Source organism: Mucilaginibacter paludis DSM 18603 (assembly GCF_000166195.2).
Classification (GTDB): domain Bacteria; phylum Bacteroidota; class Bacteroidia; order Sphingobacteriales; family Sphingobacteriaceae; genus Mucilaginibacter; species Mucilaginibacter paludis.
The window spans coordinates 7,683,449-7,706,106 of record NZ_CM001403.1; the positions used below are offsets into that span (position 1 = coordinate 7,683,449).

The following is a 22,658-nucleotide window of genomic DNA, read 5'->3' on the forward strand; positions in this document are numbered from 1 at the left end:
GCTGTTTGACCAAATAGCAACAATAGAAAATAGAGTCGATTTTTTAAATTCAATCAACATAAAAACAATCTTATGAAAAAGTATCCCTTGTTGGGTAATATAAACCTTTGGCCGGTTTTAACAACAGGCTTTTTGCTTGTTAATAGCCTATGCCACGCACAAACTCAATTAACGGATAAAAAGCCGTTAATTCCCAGTTTTGATAAGGCCATAATTACTAAGCCGCCGTTAAGTTTGGGTTTTGATCCGTTTTATCAAAAGTATACAGATGCGTTTGGCATTCCCGTTATTGCCTCTGAAAATGTTTCGGACGATGCCCTGTTGGTTGCCCGCGATATTATCAATTATATGTTACTCAAAAGGCCAGATGTTCGCGCCGGGATGATTAAGTTGAATGCCAGGTTATCTATTATAGGGAAAGCTGAAATGCAAACAGATCTGCCCGAATGCCGCGACTGGAAGAAACCGGATTTTAATGATGAAAGGTTAACGCCGGGCGAGCGGGCTAACTATTATAAACCGGGAGGGATAGCCAGCATGACAGACCGGGGCTATTGGAACCAAAGGGCCCGCGGGATGGGTGGCCTGCAAACATCATGCGCCGAAGAAAACCTTTTAGGCTATCCCGGTACTAAATATTTCGGCGAGAACATTATGGTGCACGAGTTTAGCCATAATGTGATGGCCGTTTTAGAATCGGTTGATCCGGATTTGGTTAAGGAAATCCATGCCGCTTACCAGTCAGCGAAAGAAAAGGGACTTTACAAAGGGCAATACGCCATCAATACTGTTGCCGAATATTGGGCCGAAGGGACACAATGGTGGTTTTGGTCGAACATGGAATTTTACGACGGTACTACCCGCGTTCAGTCTCCTGATGATCTTAAAGCGTACGACCCTGTGCTCTACAGCATCATGGAAAAGGTTTATGCAGGCCATCATATTCCGGGCGATGTATATTATGGATTAAATGTGAATAATCAGACCTATAAAAAATAGCCGTCCGGCTGAACATACTAAAACAAGAATAGGTCGCGTAAGCGGCCTATTCTTGTGTAAATCAATATTTATTAAAAGCCCATTATTCTTACTTCACCGCCCATTCATGGATCCCGGTCGAATTATCTTTAGATAACTGTATCTCAAGCTTAAGAGCCGTAGTTTTAACAGGTTCAAAGGTAACAACGTTGTATTTGTCTTTGGCCACGTCGTAGGCTGTCGTATTTTTTACCGGTACCCATTCCCCATCCTTTTTATAAAATAATTTATAGCTATCCGGTATCCGGCAACCACCCCAGGGACCGTCATCAAACCAATATACCTTTGATTCTGATAGCGTATATTCTTTATCAAAATCGTATTGAACATACTCTAAGCTGTTGTTTTTGGGCCACCAATGCAGGTAAGGGTAATTGGTGTCTTTTGAATCGGCCGGTTCGTATTGGTCTTTAATGGCTCCGTACATGCGCACGTTTTTTAAAGACGAGCTTACCTTACTTAGGCTGGCTATGGTAGGGGCGGGCTTAGGGCTCGCCGACGAAGCTTCATAAGGTATCCAGACGGTCATTTCGCTCGGCCCCCTGTTGGCCCAGGCGTAGTAGGGAATAGCTTTTACGGTCTGGTCTGTTTGGAGCAGCGCATCCGAATTAAGTTGACGTTTCGCACTCATACCCTGTACGTTAATTACTTCAACGCCTTTTAGCAAACCGGCTTCGTATTTTGGAGAAGCGACTGCCGATTTGTTGATCATGATGTTTTGTACCAAGCTATCTTTGTTATCGGGCCCTTCAAGGCAATAAACAATAGGCCCCCGCTCAAACGCAAAGCGGTTTACATCATCTCTTACTTTGGTATTGGCAATTACTTTTTCTGTTTCCATCGGTAATTGCAAGGTAACATGGTCGCCTTTTTTCCATTGTCGTTTTAAAACCGCGTATCCTTTTTCGGTAACGAAGGATTCTGGCTTATTGTTAATATAAATGATCACAGGTAGCTTCACCTTATCCGCGAAAGAATACAGATCGCCCGGAACGGGTTGTTCCTGAGCCCATCCGGGTATGCGTACCCTAAGGGTAAAGTTAAAAGCCTTTTCAGGGTTTACTGCAATATCTATTTTCCCGTTCCATGGGTAATCTGTAGTTTCAACCAAGTTCACCTTGCCACCGGTTAACTTGATATCGCTGGTATTGCTCATAAACAGGTTAACATACAGGTCGTTTTGGTTCTGTGCATATACATAACCTGGCACCGATGGTAAAAAGCGGGTCATGTTGGTAATGCAGCAGGCGCAGCTAAACCAGGCACCGCGCTGGTGCTGAAACATGGATGCCAGTGGGTTAGGGTAGAAGAAGCGGTTACCGCTCAGGGATATGCCTGAGAGTAAGCCATTGTATAAGGTTCTCTCCAATACGTCGATATATTTCGACTCGCCATGCAATAAAAACATCCGGTTGTTCCAGTAAACGTTGCCTATGGCCGCGCAGGTTTCGGCGTATGCCGACATGTTGGGCAATTGGTAATCGCTGCCAAAAGCTTCTCCGGCCCCGGTGGCACCAATACCGCCGGTTATGTAAAGCTTTTTAGTCACAACGTTATCCCATATCTTATCTATAGAGGCAAAATATTTAACATCGCCGGTAAGTGCCGCCACATCGGCCATGCCGGTGTACATGTAAGCGGCTCTTACAGCATGGCCCTCGGCTTCATCCTGGTCGGTTACTTTTTTGTTAGCTTGATTGTAAGCATCGCCTTTGGGGCCGCGTACATCTAAAAAGAATTTGGCCAGATCCAGATATTGTTTCTTGCCTGTAACCCGGTATAGTTTTACCAAACCCATTTCTACAATCTGGTGGCCCGGATACTCTTCAATTTTGCCTGGGCCAAAATCTTTCACCAGCAAATCGGCATTTTTGATGGCGATATTTAGCAGCGTTTTTTTACCGGTTGATTGATAATGGGCAACGGCGGCTTCAAACAGGTGGCCGCTGTTATATAACTCGTGGCTTAATACCTCTTCGTTCTGCCAGCGTTTTTGGCCTATCCAGGGATGGGGTTTACTGGCATTTACCGTACGGAAGGTGTACAAGTAACCATCCTTTTCCTGCGCGGCACCGATGATGGATATTAAAGTATCAAGGTAGCGGTCCAGCTTGGGGTTTGGCTGTTCCTGCATGGCGTAAGATGCTCCTTCAATAACCTTGTACAAATCCGTATCGTCAAAAGGGAATTCGGTCATTTGGTCGCCATCCTTTAATTTGGCGGCGCGTAAAAAATTATCTATCCGGCCATTCTTTTTACATTGCTCTAAAATGTACGGAATGGTTACCTCGGCATTAATTTTCATTTTGGGTTCCCAGAACTGATCATGTACGTGCACAGAGGTAAAGGCAACCGGTTTAATGGGATAATCTGTTACCTGCGCCAAGGCTGGCTGGCCTAACGCCGTAACAGCTAAGCAAAGTATAATGGAGGTGTTTTTGAAACTGGTGATCATATCTTATTAATCCTTTTAGTTTGAGATGAAGCGCTGAAAGTGTTAATCCTTGACCATGCGGCTGCCGTAAAGCGGACCGGCGCTATTGTTAGGTTTGGCCTGTAATTTAATAGTAACCTTGGATTTGCCCTTGGTAAACTCAACTGGTATATCATAGCTAATGGTATAAAAACGGCTTTCCTTGTATTTATTCAAATCTTCCGTGGCTAATTTAACACCGTCAACCAGTATATCGAATATCCGGCCGCGGTTATCCATCCCCCAATAAGTATTGATGAGTGTATGATGCGTGTTGGGGTCTGTTTTCATTTCATAACTGATGTAGCCGCCATCTTCGCCCATTCGCCATTTTTTCTGATGGTCTTCGCCGGTCGTTTCATGCTGGCCGGTAAAGTTGTGATCCCGTTCCGGTTGCATCTCGCCCAAACGGATCATATCGGTAGTATGCACTTCCAACTCCTGCTGTTTCTTCTTTTCGGCATCGTAAGCCTTTTGCTGTATAGCCCAGTTTGCAGGCGTAAAGACATCCCAGTAAACGGAGTAATATTCGTTTTTAGTTTGGTTAAACGGAATCAACTTTACTTCGGCTGGCTGCGAGCTTTCGGCTGTAGTAAAGGCCAGGCTTTTCTGATCAACCATTTTTAGCCATTTGGCTGGGTCGGTTTCGCTGATTACAAAAACCGGTACTCCGTGCGTCGGGTCGGGCTCGGCATTGCCTAACACACCTGCCAGCAAAACAGGGCCGTAAAATAAAGCTTTCCTGTTAATGTTATCAGGTATGGCCTCGGTGTAAATACTTTCAGGGGTTACAAATTCTATTTTGTCGTTATTCTTCCACAGGCGGTTAATCACCAGGTAGCCCTGCTCGTTTGTTGTCGTAATTCCGGCTTTGCCATTAACTTTAATTAAGCAGTTGCCTGCCCATTTAGGCTTGCGGATTTTTAAAGCAAAGTTAACCGGCTTGGTAGAATTGATGACGAAGGTTGTAACATCGCTTGCCGGAAAATTATTTTGCTGCGTCAGCGTGATGCCTTTCTCTTTCCAGGTAAGTACAGATGGAATGAACAGGTTGACATACAAGCTACCATCGTTACCGCGGTAATAAATACTCTCGTTGTATTTAACATGATTCTCCATACCGGAGCCCACGCAACAGGTAAAAGTATCAAATGGCGAGCTATATTCTTTTTTGCCGCCCATTCGTAGTGGCACAAAATAACACATCATCCCATCGTCATGGTTTTGCGAAGCCAAAATATGGTTATATAAAGCCTTTTCATAATAGTCCATCAGCGCTGCCGATGGGTTCACCGAAAACAAGTGCCGAGTAAGCTTGAGCATGTTATAGGTGTTGCATGTTTCGGTGGTATTTTCGGTCAGCTTATCGTTTAATTTATCCGGCTCGCTCAGGTATTCGTAATTACTGTTGCCGCCTGTAGCGTACGAGTGATCTTTGGTGATGATATTCCAAAAGTTAACAGAGATATCTTCATCCTTTTTTTCGCCGGTGAGCTCGTATCGCCTTGCACTGGCAATTACTTTAGGTATCTGGGTGTTGGAGTGCTTTCCGGGGAGGATATCTTTATTTTCGGACAGTGGATTCAGGATGCGTTTATCGTAAAACTTATAGGATGTAGCCAGGTACGCTTTATTGCCGGTAATAGCATAAAGGTTAACCAGTGTTTCGGCCATACCACCGTACTCACAAAGCAGCATGGATTGTATTTGCTCATCATTGAGGTTTTGCAGCAATTCGCCGGTCCAGTCGCCCATTCCCTTGCAAATATTAAGCGCTTCGGCATTATTGCAATAGAGGTAGGCATCCAAAAGGCCTGCCATCACCTTATGAACAGTATACCAGGGCGACCAGCCTCCGTTAAGATCAAATCCACGCGAGCGGATGTCGCCTTTTTTTATTTCTGCCCAGATTGTATCCTCTTTAGGTATAGCACCTATATAACCGGTTTTACGTGCAACCTGGCATTCTTTAAGTTCCTTTACAATATAATTTACACGCTCTAAAAACTGCGGGTTACGACTTGATGCATACTGCATGGATATGGCCGAAAGGTAGTGGCCAAGGGTATGCCCGGCCAGCCCCGAAGATTCCCATCCGCCGTACATTTTACCCTTAGGTGTTAAGCCTGAGTGCGAACGGAAACCCGATAACAGGCGGTCTGGCTCAACTGATAATAAGTAAGCCGCGTCTTTCTCCATAGCCTGTTTAAAAGGGCTTTCAAGCAGGCGTACATCCTGCAGGTCGAAAGAATAGGCCTGCAACTGAATTGTCGGCTTTATTTTCATCCGGCTATCGTTCAGCTCCGGCACGTAAGATTGAGCTGCAGCATAATCTAAATTAAAAAAAGCAGATACCGTGCAACAAGCAGCTATCAAGGTTAGTTTATTGATCATTTGGAAGCAATTGTTTGGATGTAAGGATAATGTATTTAAAAAAAATAAAATTACTAAGTACAGGGCACTAATAAAGTATGAAAATTTGCTGTTGCTACACGGATTTTAACCTAATGTTAAACGCTCTTTTTGCATTGCATTATATAATAACAGTGTCAAGTAAAAACCTTAATTTAATTTGCAATACGCTCACGCCGGGTGTCAGGCAAATCCAATCAGGATAATATAAAATAAGTATAGGTTAAATTGCAACTTATTTGGATATTGTTTTCAAACTAACTTTGAGCATAATAAAATTAGATAATAACGTAATGATAAAATTTGAATGGAAAGGGGTATTCCCTGCGGTAACCACAAAATTTACCGATAATGACGAACTTGACCTTGATGCTTTTGATGTAAACATCCAGGCGCAATTAGAAGCTGGTATTGATGGTATTATTTTATGCGGATCATTAGGTGAAGCGAGCTCTTTAACAGAAGATGAAAAATATACCTTGCTAAAGCACACCCTGGAATTAGTTGCGGGAAAGGTTCCGGTGCTATTGAACATTGCCGAGCAAACCACCAAGAGTGCTGTTAGCATTGCCAAAAAAGCTTTTGAATTGGGGGCCGACGGTTTAATGTTGTTGCCGCCTATGCGTTACAAGGCCGATGATGACGAAACCGTAGCTTACTTTGCCGCTGTAGCGGAGAGTACACCACTTCCTATCATGCTTTATAACAATCCGGTTGACTATAAAATAGAGATCACGCTGGACATGTTTGAAAAATTGTCTGTTTACGAGAACATCCAGGCCATTAAGGAATCAACACGCGATGTGATCAATATTACCAGGCTGATTAACCGTTTTGGCGACAGGTACAAAATATTTACCGGGGTTGATCCTCTTGCCGCAGAAAGCTTGATTATGGGTGCCATTGGCTGGGTTGCCGGTTTGGTTGACGCATTTCCGAAAGAAACGGTTGCTATTTACCGTTTGGTAAAAGCCGGCCGTTATGAAGAAGCTATCGCTATCCACCGTTGGTTTTTGCCGGTTTTAGAGCTCGACATCCATCCAAAACTGGTTCAATATATCAAGCTGGCAGAGGTAGCAACAAAAATTGGTACCGAAACTGTAAGGGCACCACGCTTGCCTTTGAGCGGAACTGAACGCGAGACTGTTTTAAATACCATTAACCAGGCGTTAAGCTGCCGTCCCGAATTGCCTGAAGGCAGCTGGGGTAAGTTAAACGAAGTAACCGCTTAATATTAATATAAGCTGATGATAAACGGTAATAATATAATAGCCTGTACTTATACTGATGTTGATGGCACCGCATTTAGCGCTATCGATCCCTCAACCGGCGAACTGCTTGACGGCAGTTTTGCCGGTGCCGACAGCGACGCGGTTAACGAAGCTTTAAAGCAAGCTACCGAAGCGTTTAAAGTTTACCGTACCATTGGTGCTGAACGCAAGGCCGGGTTTTTACGCGCCATAGCCGAACAAATCACTCTGCTTGGCGAAACCCTGATTGGCAGAGCCGCTGCCGAGAGTGGTTTACCCGTAGGGCGGATTACGGGCGAAATGGGGCGTACCACGGGGCAACTCCGCATGTTTGCCGACCTGGTGGAAGAGGGATCATGGGTTGATGCTGTGATTGACGAAGCCCAGCCCGATCGTGTACCGATGCCGAGGTCGGATATCCGCCGTATGTTGGTGCCCATTGGGCCTGTGGTAGTATTTGGTGCCAGTAACTTTCCGCTTGCTTTTTCTGTAGCGGGTGGGGATACTGCATCGGCTCTGGCTTCAGGCTGCCCGGTTATTGTCAAGGTTCATCCGGCACATCCGGGTACCAGTGCGCTGGTTGGCTATGCAATTAACAAAGCCGCCGAAGCAACAGGTATGCCGAAGGGTGTTTTTTCGATGCTTTACGACAACGGTTATGCCGTGGGCGCTCAGTTGGTAAAGCATGAGCAAACTAAGGCAGTAGCCTTCACCGGCTCGTTAAAAGGTGGTATGGCTTTAATAAAGCTGGCTCAGGAACGCGAAAGCATCATCCCTATATTTACCGAAATGGGAAGCATTAATCCTGTTATCTTACTGCCAGCCATGTTAAATGCCGATCCTGCTGGGCTTGCTGCAAAATATGCGGCCTCCATTACCTTGGGCGCAGGGCAGTTCTGTACTAATCCGGGTTTGATACTGGCTGTACAGTCAGAAGGTTTAAACCGTTTTACGGCCGAATTAGGCAGGTTAATTGCAACCACCCCATCGGCAGCTATGCTTACGCCAGGTATCTGGCAAAATTATCAAACCTTATCTTCGGAAGTTCTTTCTGAAGATGGTTTGGAGTTGATAGCCAAATCTGATGTGATCAATACGGCAAAGGTCAATCAATCGGTAGCTGCGGTGGCTAAAGTATCCGCGTTAGAGTTCATCAGCAATAAAAAATTAAGCGAAGAAATATTTGGCCCCTGGTCGTTAATCGTAGTAGCCGATGATGTTGCGCAATTGGAGCAGGCCATCCAATCGCTCGAAGGGCAACTTACCGCTACTGTAATGGCTGATCGTGAAGAGCTGCCACAATACACCGTATTATTGGATACCTTAACAGCCATTACTGGCCGGGTTATTCTAAACGGCGTACCTACAGGCGTAGAAGTTTGTGCTGCTATGCAGCATGGCGGGCCGTTCCCGGCTGCCAGCGATAGCCGTTTTACTTCGGTAGGTACCGGCGCCGTTTACCGTTTTGTACGGCCCGTAGCCTGGCAGGACTGGGAGGATAGTTTGTTACCACCCGAATTGCAGGCATCTAATCCGCTGAATATTTGGCGGCAGGTCAATAACAACTGGACTAAAGCATAACATGAGCAGTAAAACTTTTTTTTGTATCGACGCGCATACCTGCGGTAATCCTGTCAGGCTGGTTGCAGGTGGCGGGCCCACGCTCAAAGGAGATAATATGAGTGAAAAGCGCCAGCATTTTTTAAAGGAGTTTGACTGGATCCGTACCGGGTTGATGTTTGAGCCCCGCGGGCATGATATGATGTCGGGCAGTATTTTGTACCCACCTCACGATCCCGAAAACGATGTGGCCGTACTGTTTATAGAAACCAGCGGATGCTTACCCATGTGTGGCCATGGCACCATTGGTACCATTACCATTGCTATTGAAGAAGGGCTTATACAGCCTAAAGTACCTGGTGTGATCCGGATGGAAGCTCCTGCAGGCTTGGTTACTATAGCTTACAAGCAGGAGGGTGGCAAGGTTAAATCTGTTAAACTAACCAACGTGCCCTCTTTTTTGGCCGCAGAAAATCTGCAGGTAGAATGCCCCGACTTAGGTACCTTAACCGTTGATGTGGCTTATGGAGGTAATTATTATGCCATTGTTGATCCTCAGCCCAATTTTGCAGGCCTGGAAAATTATACCGCCGGGCAGCTCATTGCCTGGAGCCGCGTACTGAGGCAGCGCATTAATGAGCTTTATACCTTTGTACATCCGCAAAACCCCACTATCAATACCTGCACGCATATCCTTTGGGCAGGCGCTACCTTATCTGCCGATGCAACTGCGCGAAATGCTGTTTTTTATGGCGATAAAGCGATAGACCGGTCGCCATGTGGTACTGGTACTTCAGCCAGGATGGCACAGTGGTACGCCAAGGGGAAATTAAAAAAAGGCGATTCATTTATTCACGAAAGTATTATCGGAAGCAAATTTACCGGTACTGTGGAGGATGTGGTGAAGGTGGGTGATATTGACGCCATTATTCCCGGGATTGAAGGATGGGCTAAAGTATATGGATATAACACCATTAAGATAGATGATGATGATCCGTATGCGCACGGGTTCCAGGTAATTTGATAACTAATTTTTTATTTGCTTAAGTGTATTCAGAATAGCGATGTCTAAAGTATTGATTATAGGTGCTGGTATTATGGGGCTTAGTTCCGCTTATTTTTTGCAAAAGGCGGGCTACGAGGTTACGATTCTTGAAAAAGGCGATCTGGCCGACAATTGTTCGTTCGGCAATGCTGGGATGATCGTTCCGAGCCATTTTGTGCCGCTGGCGGCGCCTGGTATGGTGAGCCAGGGAATAAGATGGATGTTTAACAGCAAAAGCCCATTTTATGTACGTCCCTCGCTTAATGCGGACCTGATTTCCTGGGGAATGAAGTTTCTTAAAAATGCCAATACCAAACATGTAGAGGCATCTGCACAGCCTTTGACCGAGCTGTCGTTGCTCAGCAAAAGTCTTTATCAGGACCTTGCAAAAGAGCCCGGTTTTGATTTCGGCCTTTCGGAAAAGGGGATACTGATGTTTTATAAAACAGAGAAGGCGGCCGAAGAAGAAGCGCACCTGGCACAAAAAGGAAGAGAGCTTGGTTTAGATATGCAGGTGCTTAACGTTGCGGAATGCCTTGCACTACAGCCAGAGCTTCAACTGGATGTTTTGGGTGCCGTTCATTACCGTTGCGATGCGCATCTGTACCCCAATCAATTGATGGCTGTTTTGCTGAAACATCTCACTGAAAATGGAGTGAAGATTGTACGCAACCACGAAGTAACCAAGATTGAAACCACTGGTAACGCGATTAGCCGTGTTTTTACTGCCGGAGAAGAATGGACTGCCGATCAATATATTATAGCCGGAGGATCATTTTCGCCGTCGGTAGCCAAGCTGGTTAATTTAAAGGTATCTTTAATGCCCGGCAAAGGGTATTCGTTTATGGTTAAAGAACCAAACCAACGGATGCAGATCCCGGCTTTGCTTGCCGAAGCAAGGGTTGCTATCACCCCGATGAATGGCAACCTAAGATATGGAGGCACCATGGAACTGGATAAAATTAATAGCCGGATCAACATGAACCGCGTAAAAGGGATAGTACAATCCATACCAGCGTACTTTCCGGATTTGCGGCCAGATGTTCCAGCCGAGAAGGAGATCTGGTTCGGCTTCAGGCCTTCATCGCCAGATGGTTTGCCATATATTGGCCGGAGCTATAAATACAATAATTTAATTATGGCAACCGGGCATGGTATGATGGGTTTAAGCCTGGGCCCTGCCACTGGCTTATTGGTGAGCCAGATCATCAGTGGTGCTAAAACCAGTATAGACATTGAAGCATTTTCTCCCAATCGTTTTTGAAAAGTGAAGATCTGTTGAGGGAATTGAACAGACGAATGCTATTTCGATCTGTTGTGTTAGAATAAGTATAAAAGGAGGACAACCAAAAAGGTTTTGTCCTCTTTTTGCGTTTAATTAGTCCTGGTTTATTGCCTTATTAACTGGTGTTTCTGCAATAAGAGGTATTTTATGCAAAATTTTAAGTGATTTAACTTTTTTGTTTGAATAATGTTAATGATTTGATATTTATTTTGAATTATTGATACTTTTTAAGTTGTAAAATATTTAATTAGTGTGCATCTTATCCAATTCTTCTCATATTTTATCTTAAATTAGCTGATGTTTTTGTTTTAAAGTTAAATTGCTGTAAATTACACTAACAATTTATTAACGCACCCATGAAAGTATTGCAGTTTACTATCCCCGTAGCTCACGACAAGAGTGTAATTATTGATCAGGTAGAGTTGCCTTATCATTACCCTTATTTGCATCGCCATAAGGAAGCGCAGATCACCTGGATACAGCAGGGAGAAGGTACTCTAATTGCCGGTAACAATATGCATGATTATAAACCTGGCGATATCTTTTTAATTGGAGCAAATTTGCCGCATCTGTTCAAAAGTAATCCCGAGTATTTTAAGCCGGGTAATAACAGGGGCATTAAGGCACTCACACTTTTCTTTAATCCGGATGGTATTTTGGCGGCTTTATTTAGTTTGCCTGAGATGAAAGCCTTTAAGATTTTTTTGCAACAGCACCAACAAGGCTTTAAAATTCCCGATCAGCAGTACCAACCGGTCACACAGTTTATGAATGCTGTTAAAAATACTACAGGCCCCGATCAGTTGATGCAATTTTTAAATCTGCTTAAAAGCATGCTGGCCATTAATACCAAATTGGAGCCGCTATCTTCATATGGCGATATACCGGCAATAACCGAGAACGAGGGGATCAGGATAGGGAATATTTATAACTACATTATGCAGAATTACAGCGAGCCTATCACTTTAGAAGATGTTGCCAAAGCTGCATACATGACATCCGAATCTTTTTGCCGTTATTTTAAAAAGCATACGGGGCATACTTTTATCTCTTTTTTAAATGAGATCAGGATCAACGAGGCGTGTAAAAAACTCACTGCGCATAAATTTGAAAGCATTTCTACGGTAGCCTATAAATGCGGATTTAAGAGTATCACCAATTTTAACCGGGTTTTTAAATGCGTGATAGGAACGTCGCCGCGCGAGTATCTGGATAACTATATTAATAACGTGAGCAACGCAACCAAAATAGCCAGCTGATTATTTGAAAATACTTTACATAAAGCCTTCCTCATTGCTTTTTCGCGTATCGGGATTAATCTGGAATGGTTAAAAAACTGCTAATAGAGGATAAGTTAAGTAATGATGCTGTAGCTTATCCTTTTATTTTTGTCTTAGGGATTTAGCGCCATGCTATTTCTCAATCTCATCATTTTTTCGTTTTTCTTCTTGCATCATGATTTATTTAAGAAAAGATTCGGTTTTAAATACGTATCGGTTTTTGATTTTAGCCATCGCATTTTTCGGTACCATAGCCTGTTGTTTTGCAACCGCCGCCGCCCAAACTATGGCTACTGCAGGTATGTACGAGCAGGCCAGCGAGGTTAGCGGTACAGTAGTGAGGTACGGGCAAGATATTACCGCTTTACAGGAATATTACTGGCCCTATAAGCTTAACCTAAAAGAGGAGGAGCAGTACAAGGACAGGGTGCTCAACTCGCCGGAACAGCGTAAAAGGTTAGTGGAGATCAATAACGACTATTTGAAGCAACTTGATAAAATCGATTTTAATTCTATCAGCATTTATGGTAAGGTTGATTACATCTTGCTTAAAAAGAAGATCAATTTTGAACTGGCAGCACTCCAAAAAGAAGAACAGCGATACAACAGCATCAAAAAGTATATCCCGTTTGCCGACGATATTTACCAGCTTGAGAAACAACGCCGACGCGGTATCACTATGGATGGCAAGCAGGTGGCTTTACAGCTTACAGCCATCCTGAAACAACTCAAAGAGGACACTATCGCATTTGCTAAACTAACAGCGTTGGATATGCCCCTTGCCATCACAACACAGCAGGCAGTAAGCGGACTCAAAAGCAGGCTCAAAAATTTTTACGATTTTTATGATACTTACGACCCCATGTTTACCTGGTGGGTACCCACCCCATATAAAGGTTTGGATAGCGCTTTAACTTTATACGGCAAGCAGATTATCAAAAAGGCTAAATTTAGTACCACGCAAAAACCCGATAGCAGTGGCATTAAGGGCGTGCCAATTGGCAGGGACGACCTGATTAGCCAGTTAAATGCCGAAATGATACCGTACACGCCCGAGGAACTGATTCACTTGGCCAACAAGGAGTTTGCCTGGTGCGATAAGGAAATGCTCAAGGCATCGCAGGAAATGGGCTTTGGCAATGATTGGAAAAAGGCGCTGGAAAAAGTGAAAAACAGTTATGTTGATCCGGGTAAACAGCCTGAGCTGATTTTAAAGCTATACAACGATGCTATTAACTTTATCAAAGCAAAAGATTTAATTACCATACCGCCCCTGGCCGAGGAAACCTGGGGAATGGTTATGATGACACCGCAAAGGCAATTGGTGAACCCTTTTTTTACCGGAGGAAAAGAGATCAGTATATCTTACCCTACCAGTAACATGGCTGAGGGCGATAAACTGATGAGTATGCGGGGAAACAACCCGTATTTTTCGCGCGGAACAGTACAGCACGAATTGATACCGGGCCATAACCTGCAATATTTTACTAATAGCCGTTACAAAGCTTACAGGCAGGATTTTGCCACGCCATTCGCTATCGAAGGCTGGTCGTTATATTGGGAGCTGCTGCTTTATGACCAGGGTTTCGCCAAAACACCAGAGGAACGCATAGGCATGTTATTCTGGCGGATGCACCGCTGCGCCCGCATTATTTTTTCGCTCAATTACCACCTGGGCAATTGGACCCCTCAGCAGTGCATCAACTTTTTGGTAGATAGGGTAGGCCACGAAAAGGCCAATGCCGAGGGTGAAGTAAGGCGCTCTTTTGAAGGCGGATATAGCCCACTTTACCAGGTGGCCTACCTGATTGGCGGACTGCAACTGATGAGCCTGAAAAAGGAATTGGTAGACAGCGGCAAAATGACCTACAAACAATATAACGATGCCGTTATCCATGAAAATCTAATCCCCATCGAGATGGTACGGGCAACCTTAAGAGGCGCACCGCTGAACAAGGACTTCAACACCAACTGGAAATTTTACAATTTCAATCAATAACTCACTCAATCAACAAATCAATCAATAACAAAACCCCTCTGGCAATCCATGGATGATAACACTACTTTCAAACCTTCGCTAAGACTGATAGATGCCACCATGCTGGTAGCCGGCAGCATGATAGGCTCCGGTATATTTATAGTTAGTGCCGATATTACCCGTAATGTGGGTAGTACAGGCTGGCTGATATTTGTTTGGCTGATTACCGGGTTTATGACCCTTACTGCCGCTCTTAGTTATGGCGAGTTAAGTGCCATGTATCCCAAAGCAGGCGGCCAGTATGTTTATTTGAAAGAAGCCTATGGCTCCTTAGTAGGTTTTTTATATGGGTGGAGCTTTTTTACCGTAATACAAACTGCTACTATAGCCGCAGTGGGTGTGGCTTTCTCCAAGTTTATGGCTTACCTGGTTCCGGCTGTAAGTGAAGATCATGTTTTGTTTAAAATACCTTTAGGTAACTATACGTTTGTTTTTAACGCCGCTCAGCTGGTATCAATCATCTTAATCATCCTGCTTACAGCTATCAATACCCAGGGCATCAAAAGCGGAAAGCGGATTCAAACTACCTTCACTTTAACCAAGCTGCTCAGTTTATTCGGCCTGATCATTTTCGGGTTTATCGCTCTGAAAGGCGATGTCTGGAAAGCAAACTGGAGCGGGGCATGGAACCTGCACGGGTTGATGAAAGGCGGCGGTATTCAGTCTTATACAACGGTTGCTGCTCTGGGTGCAATCGCCTCGTCCATGGTAGGCTCTATTTTCAGCAGCGACTCGTGGAATAATGTAACTTTTATTGCCGGCGAGATCCGCAATCCTAAACGGAACATCGGGCTAAGCCTGGCCTTGGGCACCTTATTGGTTACCGTAATTTACATTGTCACTAATATCATGTACACGGGCGTTCTCTCGCTTCATGAAATAGCTACTGCCGATAAAGACAGGGTGGCGGTGGCTGCTTCGCAACATATATTTGGCAGCGCAGGTACTGTCATCATTGCGGTGCTCATCATGGTATCAACTTTTGGTTGTAACAATGGCTTAATTATGGCTGGGGCCAGGGTGTATTTTTCGATGGCTAAAGACAAGTTGTTTTTTAACAAAGCGGGCGTTTTAAATAAAAATTCGGTACCGGGTTATGGCCTCTGGGTGCAGTGCTTATTTGCGTGCCTCTGGGGCCTTAGCGGTAAGTATGGCGATCTGCTGGATATGATCTCGTTTGTGGTAGTTGTATTTTATATGCTCACCATCATCGGTATCTTTATTTTACGTAAAAAATACCCCAACGCCGAGCGCCCCTACAAGGCTTTTGGGTACCCGGTGCTGCCCATTTTATATGTGGTAATGGGGCTGGCTTTCTGTATTTTGCTCATTAAATTTAAGCCTAACTATACCTGGCCCGGACTAATCATCACCTTGGCGGGTATACCTGCATATTACCTGATTATGCGCCGCCAAAAAACATTAAATCCCTTACCGCAACCCTTAGAAGGTCCGCTTGTTGAATAAACACCGGTAGGCGCGCGCCTTCCATAAAACACATATCATCATTACAAAAACCGAGGCCAATATCTGTATGATACTGGCCTCGGTTTTTGTTTTATATAGCTTTCGCTTTTTGTTTCAGCCACAATTGTTCGTCGGTACTTAAATGTGGGCTTAATTTGTCATAAACCATCTGGTGATAGTTATTGAGCCACGCAACATTACTGCTTTCCAATAAATCCTTTTTTACCAAAGCGGTGTCTATTAGCGCCAGCGTTAAAGTTTCAAACGCATAAAACTCGGCAAAATCATTAACGGTATGGCTAACGGTTAATACCAGGTTTTCAATCCTTACGCCATGTTTGCCGGGCCTGTATATTCCAGGCTCAATAGACGTGATCATGCCTGTTTGCAGCGGTACAGCAGTATTGGCCGGACTTAAAGTCTGCGGCCCCTCGTGTACATTCAGATAAAAGCCTATGCCGTGCCCGGTGCCGTGCCCGTAATTAATAGCGTGTTCCCATAGTGAACGGCGGCAAATAGCGTCAATCTGGTAGCCACAGGTGCCCTTGGGATAAAGGGTTTTAGATCCCTCTATCATAGCCTTCAAAACCAGCGTGTAATCTGTTTTTTCATCCTCGGTGGGTTCGCCAAGCGGTATCATGCGGGTAATGTCGGTAGTTCCGTAAAAATACTGCCCGCCCGAATCAACCAGGAATAAACCTTTTTCCAAAATTTCCGAATCGCTTTCAGTTGTAGCCATATAATGCGGTAGGGCACCATGGGCCTGGTAGCCGCCTATGGTATTGAAGCTTATCCCGGCGAAGGTTTCCTGCTGTTCTCTGAATTTTTGTAACTGTGCGGAGGCCGATAATTCGGTAATTTTTATTTTGCCGATGTTTTGTTCCATCCACATAAAAAAACGGGTCATGGCTACGCCATCCTTAATCATAGCCGACCGCATTTGTTCAATTTCGGTAGAATTTTTCAGCGCTTTAAAGTGTGTTGTAGGGTTGATGTCCTGTACAACTATGGCCGATTGAGGTATAAGTTTGTATAAGCCAAAACAATTGCGTTTAGGGTCTATCAGGATATTGCAACTTTCGGGTAGGGCGCAGAGCTCCTTGTCGATATCCCCGTAAGGAAAAATTTGAACCCCGGCATGGTTTAATAAAGCGGTATCTGCCGCTGTCAGTTTTTCCGGATCCATAAAAATTGAAGCGGAGTTAAAGCTGACCAGGGCGAAACTTAATACTACCGGGTTATAACTCACATCACCACCCCTGATGTTAAACAGCCAGGCAATATCATCTAAGGATGAGATCAGGTGATGGTCGGCTTTAGCGGCCTTCATGGCGGCTCTAAGGCGCTTCAATTTATCTTCAACAGTTTCGCCGGCAAATTGAGCATCGATACAGAAAGCCGGTGCTTTGGGTAAGGCAGGCCGGTCCGCCCATATATGGGCTAAAAGATCCTCGCTTTTAAAAATAATTTGTTTATCAGCCAATTGCTTTTGCAGTAATTCGCCCAGTAAAACCGATAATAATCGGTCGTTAAATGCAACAACAGCATGGTCATCCAGTACGTCTGCCAACCAGTCGATATACTCCGGCACGTGCTGAACTTTCAGCTTAACCAGCTCATAGCCGGTATCCTGCAATTGTTCTCCGGCCTGTACAAAGTATCTGAAATCCGTCCATAGTCCGGCAAAATCGAGCGTGATTACCAATGTGCCTGCCGAACCGGTAAATCCGGAAGCAAATTGAAGGCATTTGTAGTAGTCGGGCAAATACTCACTGATGTGTGGGTCAGCGGAGGGGATGATATAGGCGGAAATACCCTTATCCTTCATTTGCTCGCGTATGGCTGCGAGTTTTTGTTTATATGTCATGATAGTACGTTATAACGCAAAAGTACAATTTGCACGCTTGCCGTCATATCAAATCTTAGCCCCTTGTTGTTATATATTGTTTTGGCTTTGTATTCCAGCTAAAATGTTGCGGCTGTTTACTAAGATAGAGCCATAAAGCGGCCATGTTTAAGCCTAAATTTGTTATATCATCATCCCTGTTTTAGTTGCCATGGCCAAATTTATTATCGCTTTTATTATCACGTTCAACATTACTGCTTGCCTGGCTCAAAATGCAGATTACATCAGGCTGGATACTGCCCGTTTTATAACTGGTGATCAGCCTGAGTGGAAGAATCGTGTGTTTAATGACCACGATTGGAAGATCATCAAAACAGGCGAAGTTTGGCAAAATCAGGGCTTTCCCGATTATCACGGCTACGCTTGGTACCGCATTCATGTTCGTATCCCTTCGTCCTTAAAAAAACAAGCGGTTTGGGGCGATAGCCTGCGTATTTACCTGGCCCATGTAAACGATGCCGACGAAACCTATCTTAACGGAGAAATAATTGGCAAAACAGGTGCTTTCCCAGATGATAAAGGAGGATATGTAAGTAAATGGCCCGCTATACGTAATTATGCGGTATCCGCCAATAGTTCTGTTATCAAATGGGACGAGGATAATGTAATTGCCGTTAAAGTTTATGATGGAGGAGGCACGGGAGGCATATTTATGGGTGAGCCTTTTTTAGACATGCTGGAAAAAACCGATGGCATTGCGTTTGAAGCTAAAGAAATCATGTTTTTACCTTCGGGGAAAGTGCTGCGTAAGTTAAGCCTTCAAAATAAGTTTAACACAACCATTAGGGGCACCATTCATTACACCATTAACGATGCCGCCGGGAAAAAGCGTTTGCGGGATGTAAATTTGCCGGTAGCGCTCGGCCCGTTCGAATCAAAAGAACTGGCAATTGAATTTCCACACCGCGAAGGCATCGAGTTGGTGTACAATTACACAGAACAAAGTTCGGGCAAGGGGAAAAGTTATACGGAAATAGCGCCTTATATTTTAACGCCCCGGGCTCCGTTAACACCAGTTATCAATAGTGCGGCAGTATTGGGGGTAAAGGCGCTGCACCCTATTTTATACCGGATACCTGTGAGCGGCAGCAAGCCAATAAATTTCAGTATAAAGCAACTGCCTGAAGGTTTAAGCTTAGATGAAAAAAACGGCATTATTTCGGGCAGTATTCAAGCAAACGGAACTTATACTTTATTGATCAAAGCAAGCAATAGCTTGGGCAAATATGAAAAAAGTTTAGAAATAAAAGTTGGTGATACCCTGGCCTTAACCCCGCCCATGGGGTGGAACAGTTGGAACTGCTGGGGACTAAGCGTAAGCGCCGAAAAGGTAAAAAGTTCGGCAGATGCCATGATACAAAAAGGGCTGGCCGATTACGGATGGAACTATATTAATGTGGATGACGGCTGGCAAGCAACCGGGAGGGCCGGAGATGGAGAAATTAAAGCCAATGAAAAATTTCCGGATATGGGCGGCCTCGGAGATTACCTGCACCAGCAAGGTTTAAAGTTTGGTATTTACTCATCGCCAGGCACCAAAACATGCGGTGGCTTTTTAGGCTCATTAGGGCATGAGGGACAGGATGCCGTAACCTATAACCAATGGGGAGTGGATTATTTGAAGTATGATTTATGTAGCTATACCGATGTTATTGGTAATGATACATCCTTATCAGTACAGCAAAAACCCTATATGCTGATGCGCAATTATCTGGAAAAACAACCCCGGGATATCATATATAGTATTTGCCAATACGGCATCCACGATGTTTGGAAATGGGGGAGCAGCATGAACGGCAATTTATGGCGCACAACAGAAGATATTACCGATACCTGGGAAAGTTTATACAGTATTGGCTTTGCGCAAAGCAATTTTTATCCGTACGCACATCCAGGGGGCTGGAATGACCCGGATATGTTGATTGTAGGTAAGGTGGGCTGGGGCGAAAATCTGCACGCCAGCAGGTTAACCCCTTATGAGCAATATACGCATATCAGTTTATGGTGCCTGCTATCGGCCCCCTTGCTCATTGGTTGTGATATGAGTAACCTGGATGAATTCACACTTAATTTATTGAAGAATAACGAAGTGATAGCTGTTGACCAGGATGCGGCGGGAAAACAGGCTCAAAAGATGATTGACAAGTATAACTTTCAGGTATGGGTGAAGCAGATGGCCGATGGTAGCCATGTGATTGGGATATTTAATTTAGGCAGCAGTTATGCTGGTTATACCTTGAAATTGACTGATTTGGGGATCAATGAGACCGCCAGTATTAGGGATTTATGGGCTCAAAAAAATATAGGCAACCATTTGCGCCAGCTAATATTTCAAATTCCGCCGCATGGCGTTAGGTTAATTAAGGTATTTGCTAATTAACGGCTATTAAATGGATAATTCACAGTTATTGTCGGTTAATATATTGATTAACACGCGTTGCGTGTATTTGTAATTTAGCCTTTGTTTATTTCTAATCATATGCACTTTTCATCACGTATCCTGGTTTTATTTTTTACTGCCATGGTTGCTGGCAATAGCTACGGGCAACAAAAGGCGGTACCGTATTATCCTTCAAAACAAGAGATCAGGGAGGCATATATTCGTCAAAACAAAGTCGATTCCATCTTTCGATCTATTCCGCTCAATGTTAACATATCTCCTAACTGGCAGCAGGACGGTTCCTTCTGGTACGTAAAACGTTTGCCGCGGAACACACAGGAGTATGATTACGTAAACGGGGCTGACAAAACAAAAAAATTAGCGTTTGATCACAAGCGTTTAGCCGAAAGTATTCAGGCCGTAACGGGTAAAAGTCAGGATGCTGAGAAATTGAATATCAGTAAAATGTTTTTTAGTGCAGATAAAAGTACCGTTAGCTTCAAAACAAGCAATACCTGGTTACAATGCAACCTGAAAACCTTTAAATGCAATTTAACCACCGATACCGCTTTTAAACGGTATGATAATAATAAACCCTTGCAGGTACATCATAGCCGGTGGGAAGAGGTCGGTCGGGATTCCGTATCCCCGGATCATCATTGGGTCGCCTTTGGCAAAGGAGGTAATCTTTTTGTAAAGAATGCTGAAAGCAAAAAGGAAGTACAGATAACAGCTGATGGCAGTTTGGATAAACCTTACGGCGAGTTCTGCTGGTCGCCGGACAGTAAAAACGTCATCGGATTTTTGATCGATCCTAAAAAAACGAAAGAGGTATATTATGTTTTAAGCTCTGTACCCGGGACAACCCGCGGCCAGCTTAAATCGCGCGAATATATGCAGCCCGGCGATGATATGACCAGCTTTACGCCCTATATATTCAGTATAGCCGATAAAAAAAGCATCAAAATAAATACCGAAAAGATCGATTTTTTTGGCGCTCCCGAATTGCACTGGCGCAAAGGCAGCAACCGGTATTTTACTTATGAAAAGGTCGACCGCGGCCATCAGCGTTTCAGGGTGATAGAAGTTGATGTTTTAAATGGCAACACCCGCAACATTATTGACGAAAAAACAAACACTTTTATTTACGAGCAGCGCATTTATACCCGCTACCTGCCCGAAACACACGAGATTGTTTGGATAACGGAAAAAGATGGCTGGAGGCATATTTATATAGTTAACGATATTACCGGCGCTCAAAAACTGGTAACTAAAGGCAATTGGGTAGTGAGGGATATGGATAGCGTTGATACAAAAAAGCGTGAGATCTGGTTTACCGCCAGCGGTATGAATGCGGGCGAAGACCCTTATTTTATCCATAGCTATCGCATTGGTTTCGACGGTAGTAATATAGTGAACCTTACACCGGCTCAAGGTAATCACCGCGTGGTTTACTCGCCCGATAGAAAGTACTATTTGGATACCTATTCGCAGGTAAACGTCCCTCCGGTAACCGAATTGCGCCTGACGGCAAACGGCGCTCCCGTTTTAACTGTTGAGCAAACGGATATCCATGCTTTGCAGGCGGCCGGGGTTAAATTACCCGAAATATTTGTGGCCAAGGCCAGAGACGGAAAAACGGATATTTGGGGAGTGATTTACCGCCCTTCAAATTTTGATCCTTCCAGAAGCTATCCTATTATCGAAAATATATATGCCGGGCCGCAGGATTCGTTTACGCCGAAAAATTTTTCGCCCGTTAACGAAATGCAGAGCATTGCCGAATTAGGTTTTATTGTGGTTGAGATGGATGGGATGGGTACAGCCAACCGGTCGAAAGCGTTTCATGATGTTTGCTGGAAAAACCTGCAGGATGCCGGTTTTCCCGACCGGATTTTGTGGATGAAGGCTATGGCCCAAAAATATCCGCAGGCAGATACCACTCGGGTAGGCGTTTATGGTACTTCGGCGGGCGGTCAAAATGCGGCAGGCGCGGTATTGTTCCATCCGGAATTTTATAAAGCTGCCGTATCGGCCTGCGGGTGTCAAGACAACCGGATTGATAAGCAATGGTGGAACGAACAATGGATGGGTTACCCGGTAGGCCCGCAGTACGAACAACAATCAAACATTACCAATGCCTATAAACTAAAAGGAGACCTGTTATTGATTGTTGGCGAGGCCGACGAAAATGTTCCGCCTGAGTCTACCTATCGCTTAGCCGATGCCCTAATCAAAAGCAACAAAAACTTCGATTTTTTGACCGTGCCCGGCATGGGGCACAGCGATGGCGGGCCTTATGGCCGTCGCAAAAAGAGAGATTTTTTTGTAAGGCATTTACTGCAGGTTGAGCCACCTGCCAGGGAACTGGGAGAACATTGAGAATTAGGAACTTTTAATTGCAACCTATACATAACAGACCAATATTTTCGCGACCGATGTTTGATTGTTTTTTTGATGTTCGTGCTGGTATCTGGTGATTCCGGTTAAACGGGTTATTGATTTTAACCATTAACCTTGCAAT

13 protein-coding genes are annotated in these 22,658 nt (G+C 44.4%); 10 read left to right on the forward strand and 3 right to left on the reverse strand.

The features are described from left to right. The first annotated feature begins 72 nt into the window (after positions 1–72). Positions 73–999: a hypothetical protein gene (locus MUCPA_RS32585; protein ID WP_008512516.1), complete on the forward strand. Its 927-nt coding sequence runs from the start codon at positions 73–75 to the stop codon at positions 997–999. Between the two features lie 88 nt (positions 1,000–1,087). Here the strand turns inward: MUCPA_RS32585 and MUCPA_RS32590 are convergent, their stop codons facing one another. Together MUCPA_RS32590 and MUCPA_RS32595 are read right to left on the reverse strand one after the other, a co-directional pair. After that, positions 1,088–3,493, reverse strand: coding sequence for a glycoside hydrolase family 127 protein (locus MUCPA_RS32590; RefSeq protein WP_008512517.1), 2,406 nt, complete (start codon positions 3,491–3,493; stop codon positions 1,088–1,090). A 42-nt stretch (positions 3,494–3,535) separates the two neighbouring features. Next, entirely contained in the window at positions 3,536–5,905 is a 2,370-nt protein-coding gene (locus MUCPA_RS32595; RefSeq protein WP_008512518.1) for a glycoside hydrolase family 127 protein, read from the reverse strand. 311 nt (positions 5,906–6,216) lie between these two features. Between MUCPA_RS32595 and MUCPA_RS32600 the strand changes: the two genes are divergently transcribed. The 7 genes from MUCPA_RS32600 (at position 6,217) to MUCPA_RS32630 (ending at position 15,848) form a co-directional block, all read left to right on the forward strand. Then, positions 6,217–7,155, forward strand: a complete 939-nt coding sequence (locus MUCPA_RS32600; protein WP_008512519.1) for a dihydrodipicolinate synthase family protein — start codon at positions 6,217–6,219, stop codon at positions 7,153–7,155. Positions 7,156–7,170: 15 nt separating this feature from the next. Next, entirely contained in the window at positions 7,171–8,754 is a 1,584-nt protein-coding gene (locus tag MUCPA_RS32605; protein WP_008512520.1) for an aldehyde dehydrogenase (NADP(+)), read from the forward strand. A 1-nt stretch (position 8,755) separates the two neighbouring features. Next, positions 8,756–9,757: a 4-hydroxyproline epimerase gene (locus MUCPA_RS32610; RefSeq protein WP_008512521.1), complete on the forward strand. Its 1,002-nt coding sequence runs from the start codon at positions 8,756–8,758 to the stop codon at positions 9,755–9,757. 40 nt (positions 9,758–9,797) lie between these two features. Further along, a complete protein-coding gene (locus MUCPA_RS32615) occupies positions 9,798–11,042 on the forward strand; it encodes an NAD(P)/FAD-dependent oxidoreductase (protein ID WP_008512522.1) in 1,245 nt (414 codons plus the stop codon). Between the two features lie 377 nt (positions 11,043–11,419). Continuing rightward, a complete protein-coding gene (locus MUCPA_RS32620) occupies positions 11,420–12,322 on the forward strand; it encodes an AraC family transcriptional regulator (protein ID WP_008512523.1) in 903 nt (300 codons plus the stop codon). A 196-nt stretch (positions 12,323–12,518) separates the two neighbouring features. Continuing rightward, the gene (locus tag MUCPA_RS32625) at positions 12,519–14,342 is read left to right on the forward strand and encodes a DUF885 family protein (RefSeq protein ID WP_008512525.1); all 1,824 of its coding nucleotides are present in this window, start codon (positions 12,519–12,521) and stop codon (positions 14,340–14,342) included. A gap of 48 nt (positions 14,343–14,390) precedes the next feature. After that, the gene (locus tag MUCPA_RS32630; protein ID WP_008512529.1) at positions 14,391–15,848 is read left to right on the forward strand and encodes an APC family permease; all 1,458 of its coding nucleotides are present in this window, start codon (positions 14,391–14,393) and stop codon (positions 15,846–15,848) included. Positions 15,849–15,939: 91 nt separating this feature from the next. Here the strand turns inward: MUCPA_RS32630 and MUCPA_RS32635 are convergent, their stop codons facing one another. Next, the gene (locus MUCPA_RS32635) at positions 15,940–17,715 is read right to left on the reverse strand and encodes an aminopeptidase P family protein (protein WP_008512532.1); all 1,776 of its coding nucleotides are present in this window, start codon (positions 17,713–17,715) and stop codon (positions 15,940–15,942) included. A 190-nt stretch (positions 17,716–17,905) separates the two neighbouring features. Between MUCPA_RS32635 and MUCPA_RS32640 the strand changes: the two genes are divergently transcribed. Both MUCPA_RS32640 and MUCPA_RS32645 read left to right on the forward strand, forming a co-directional pair. After that, positions 17,906–20,134: a putative Ig domain-containing protein gene (locus MUCPA_RS32640; protein WP_008512534.1), complete on the forward strand. Its 2,229-nt coding sequence runs from the start codon at positions 17,906–17,908 to the stop codon at positions 20,132–20,134. Between the two features lie 99 nt (positions 20,135–20,233). Beyond that, entirely contained in the window at positions 20,234–22,516 is a 2,283-nt protein-coding gene (locus tag MUCPA_RS32645; RefSeq protein WP_008512535.1) for a S9 family peptidase, read from the forward strand. Positions 22,517–22,658 lie beyond the last annotated feature (142 nt).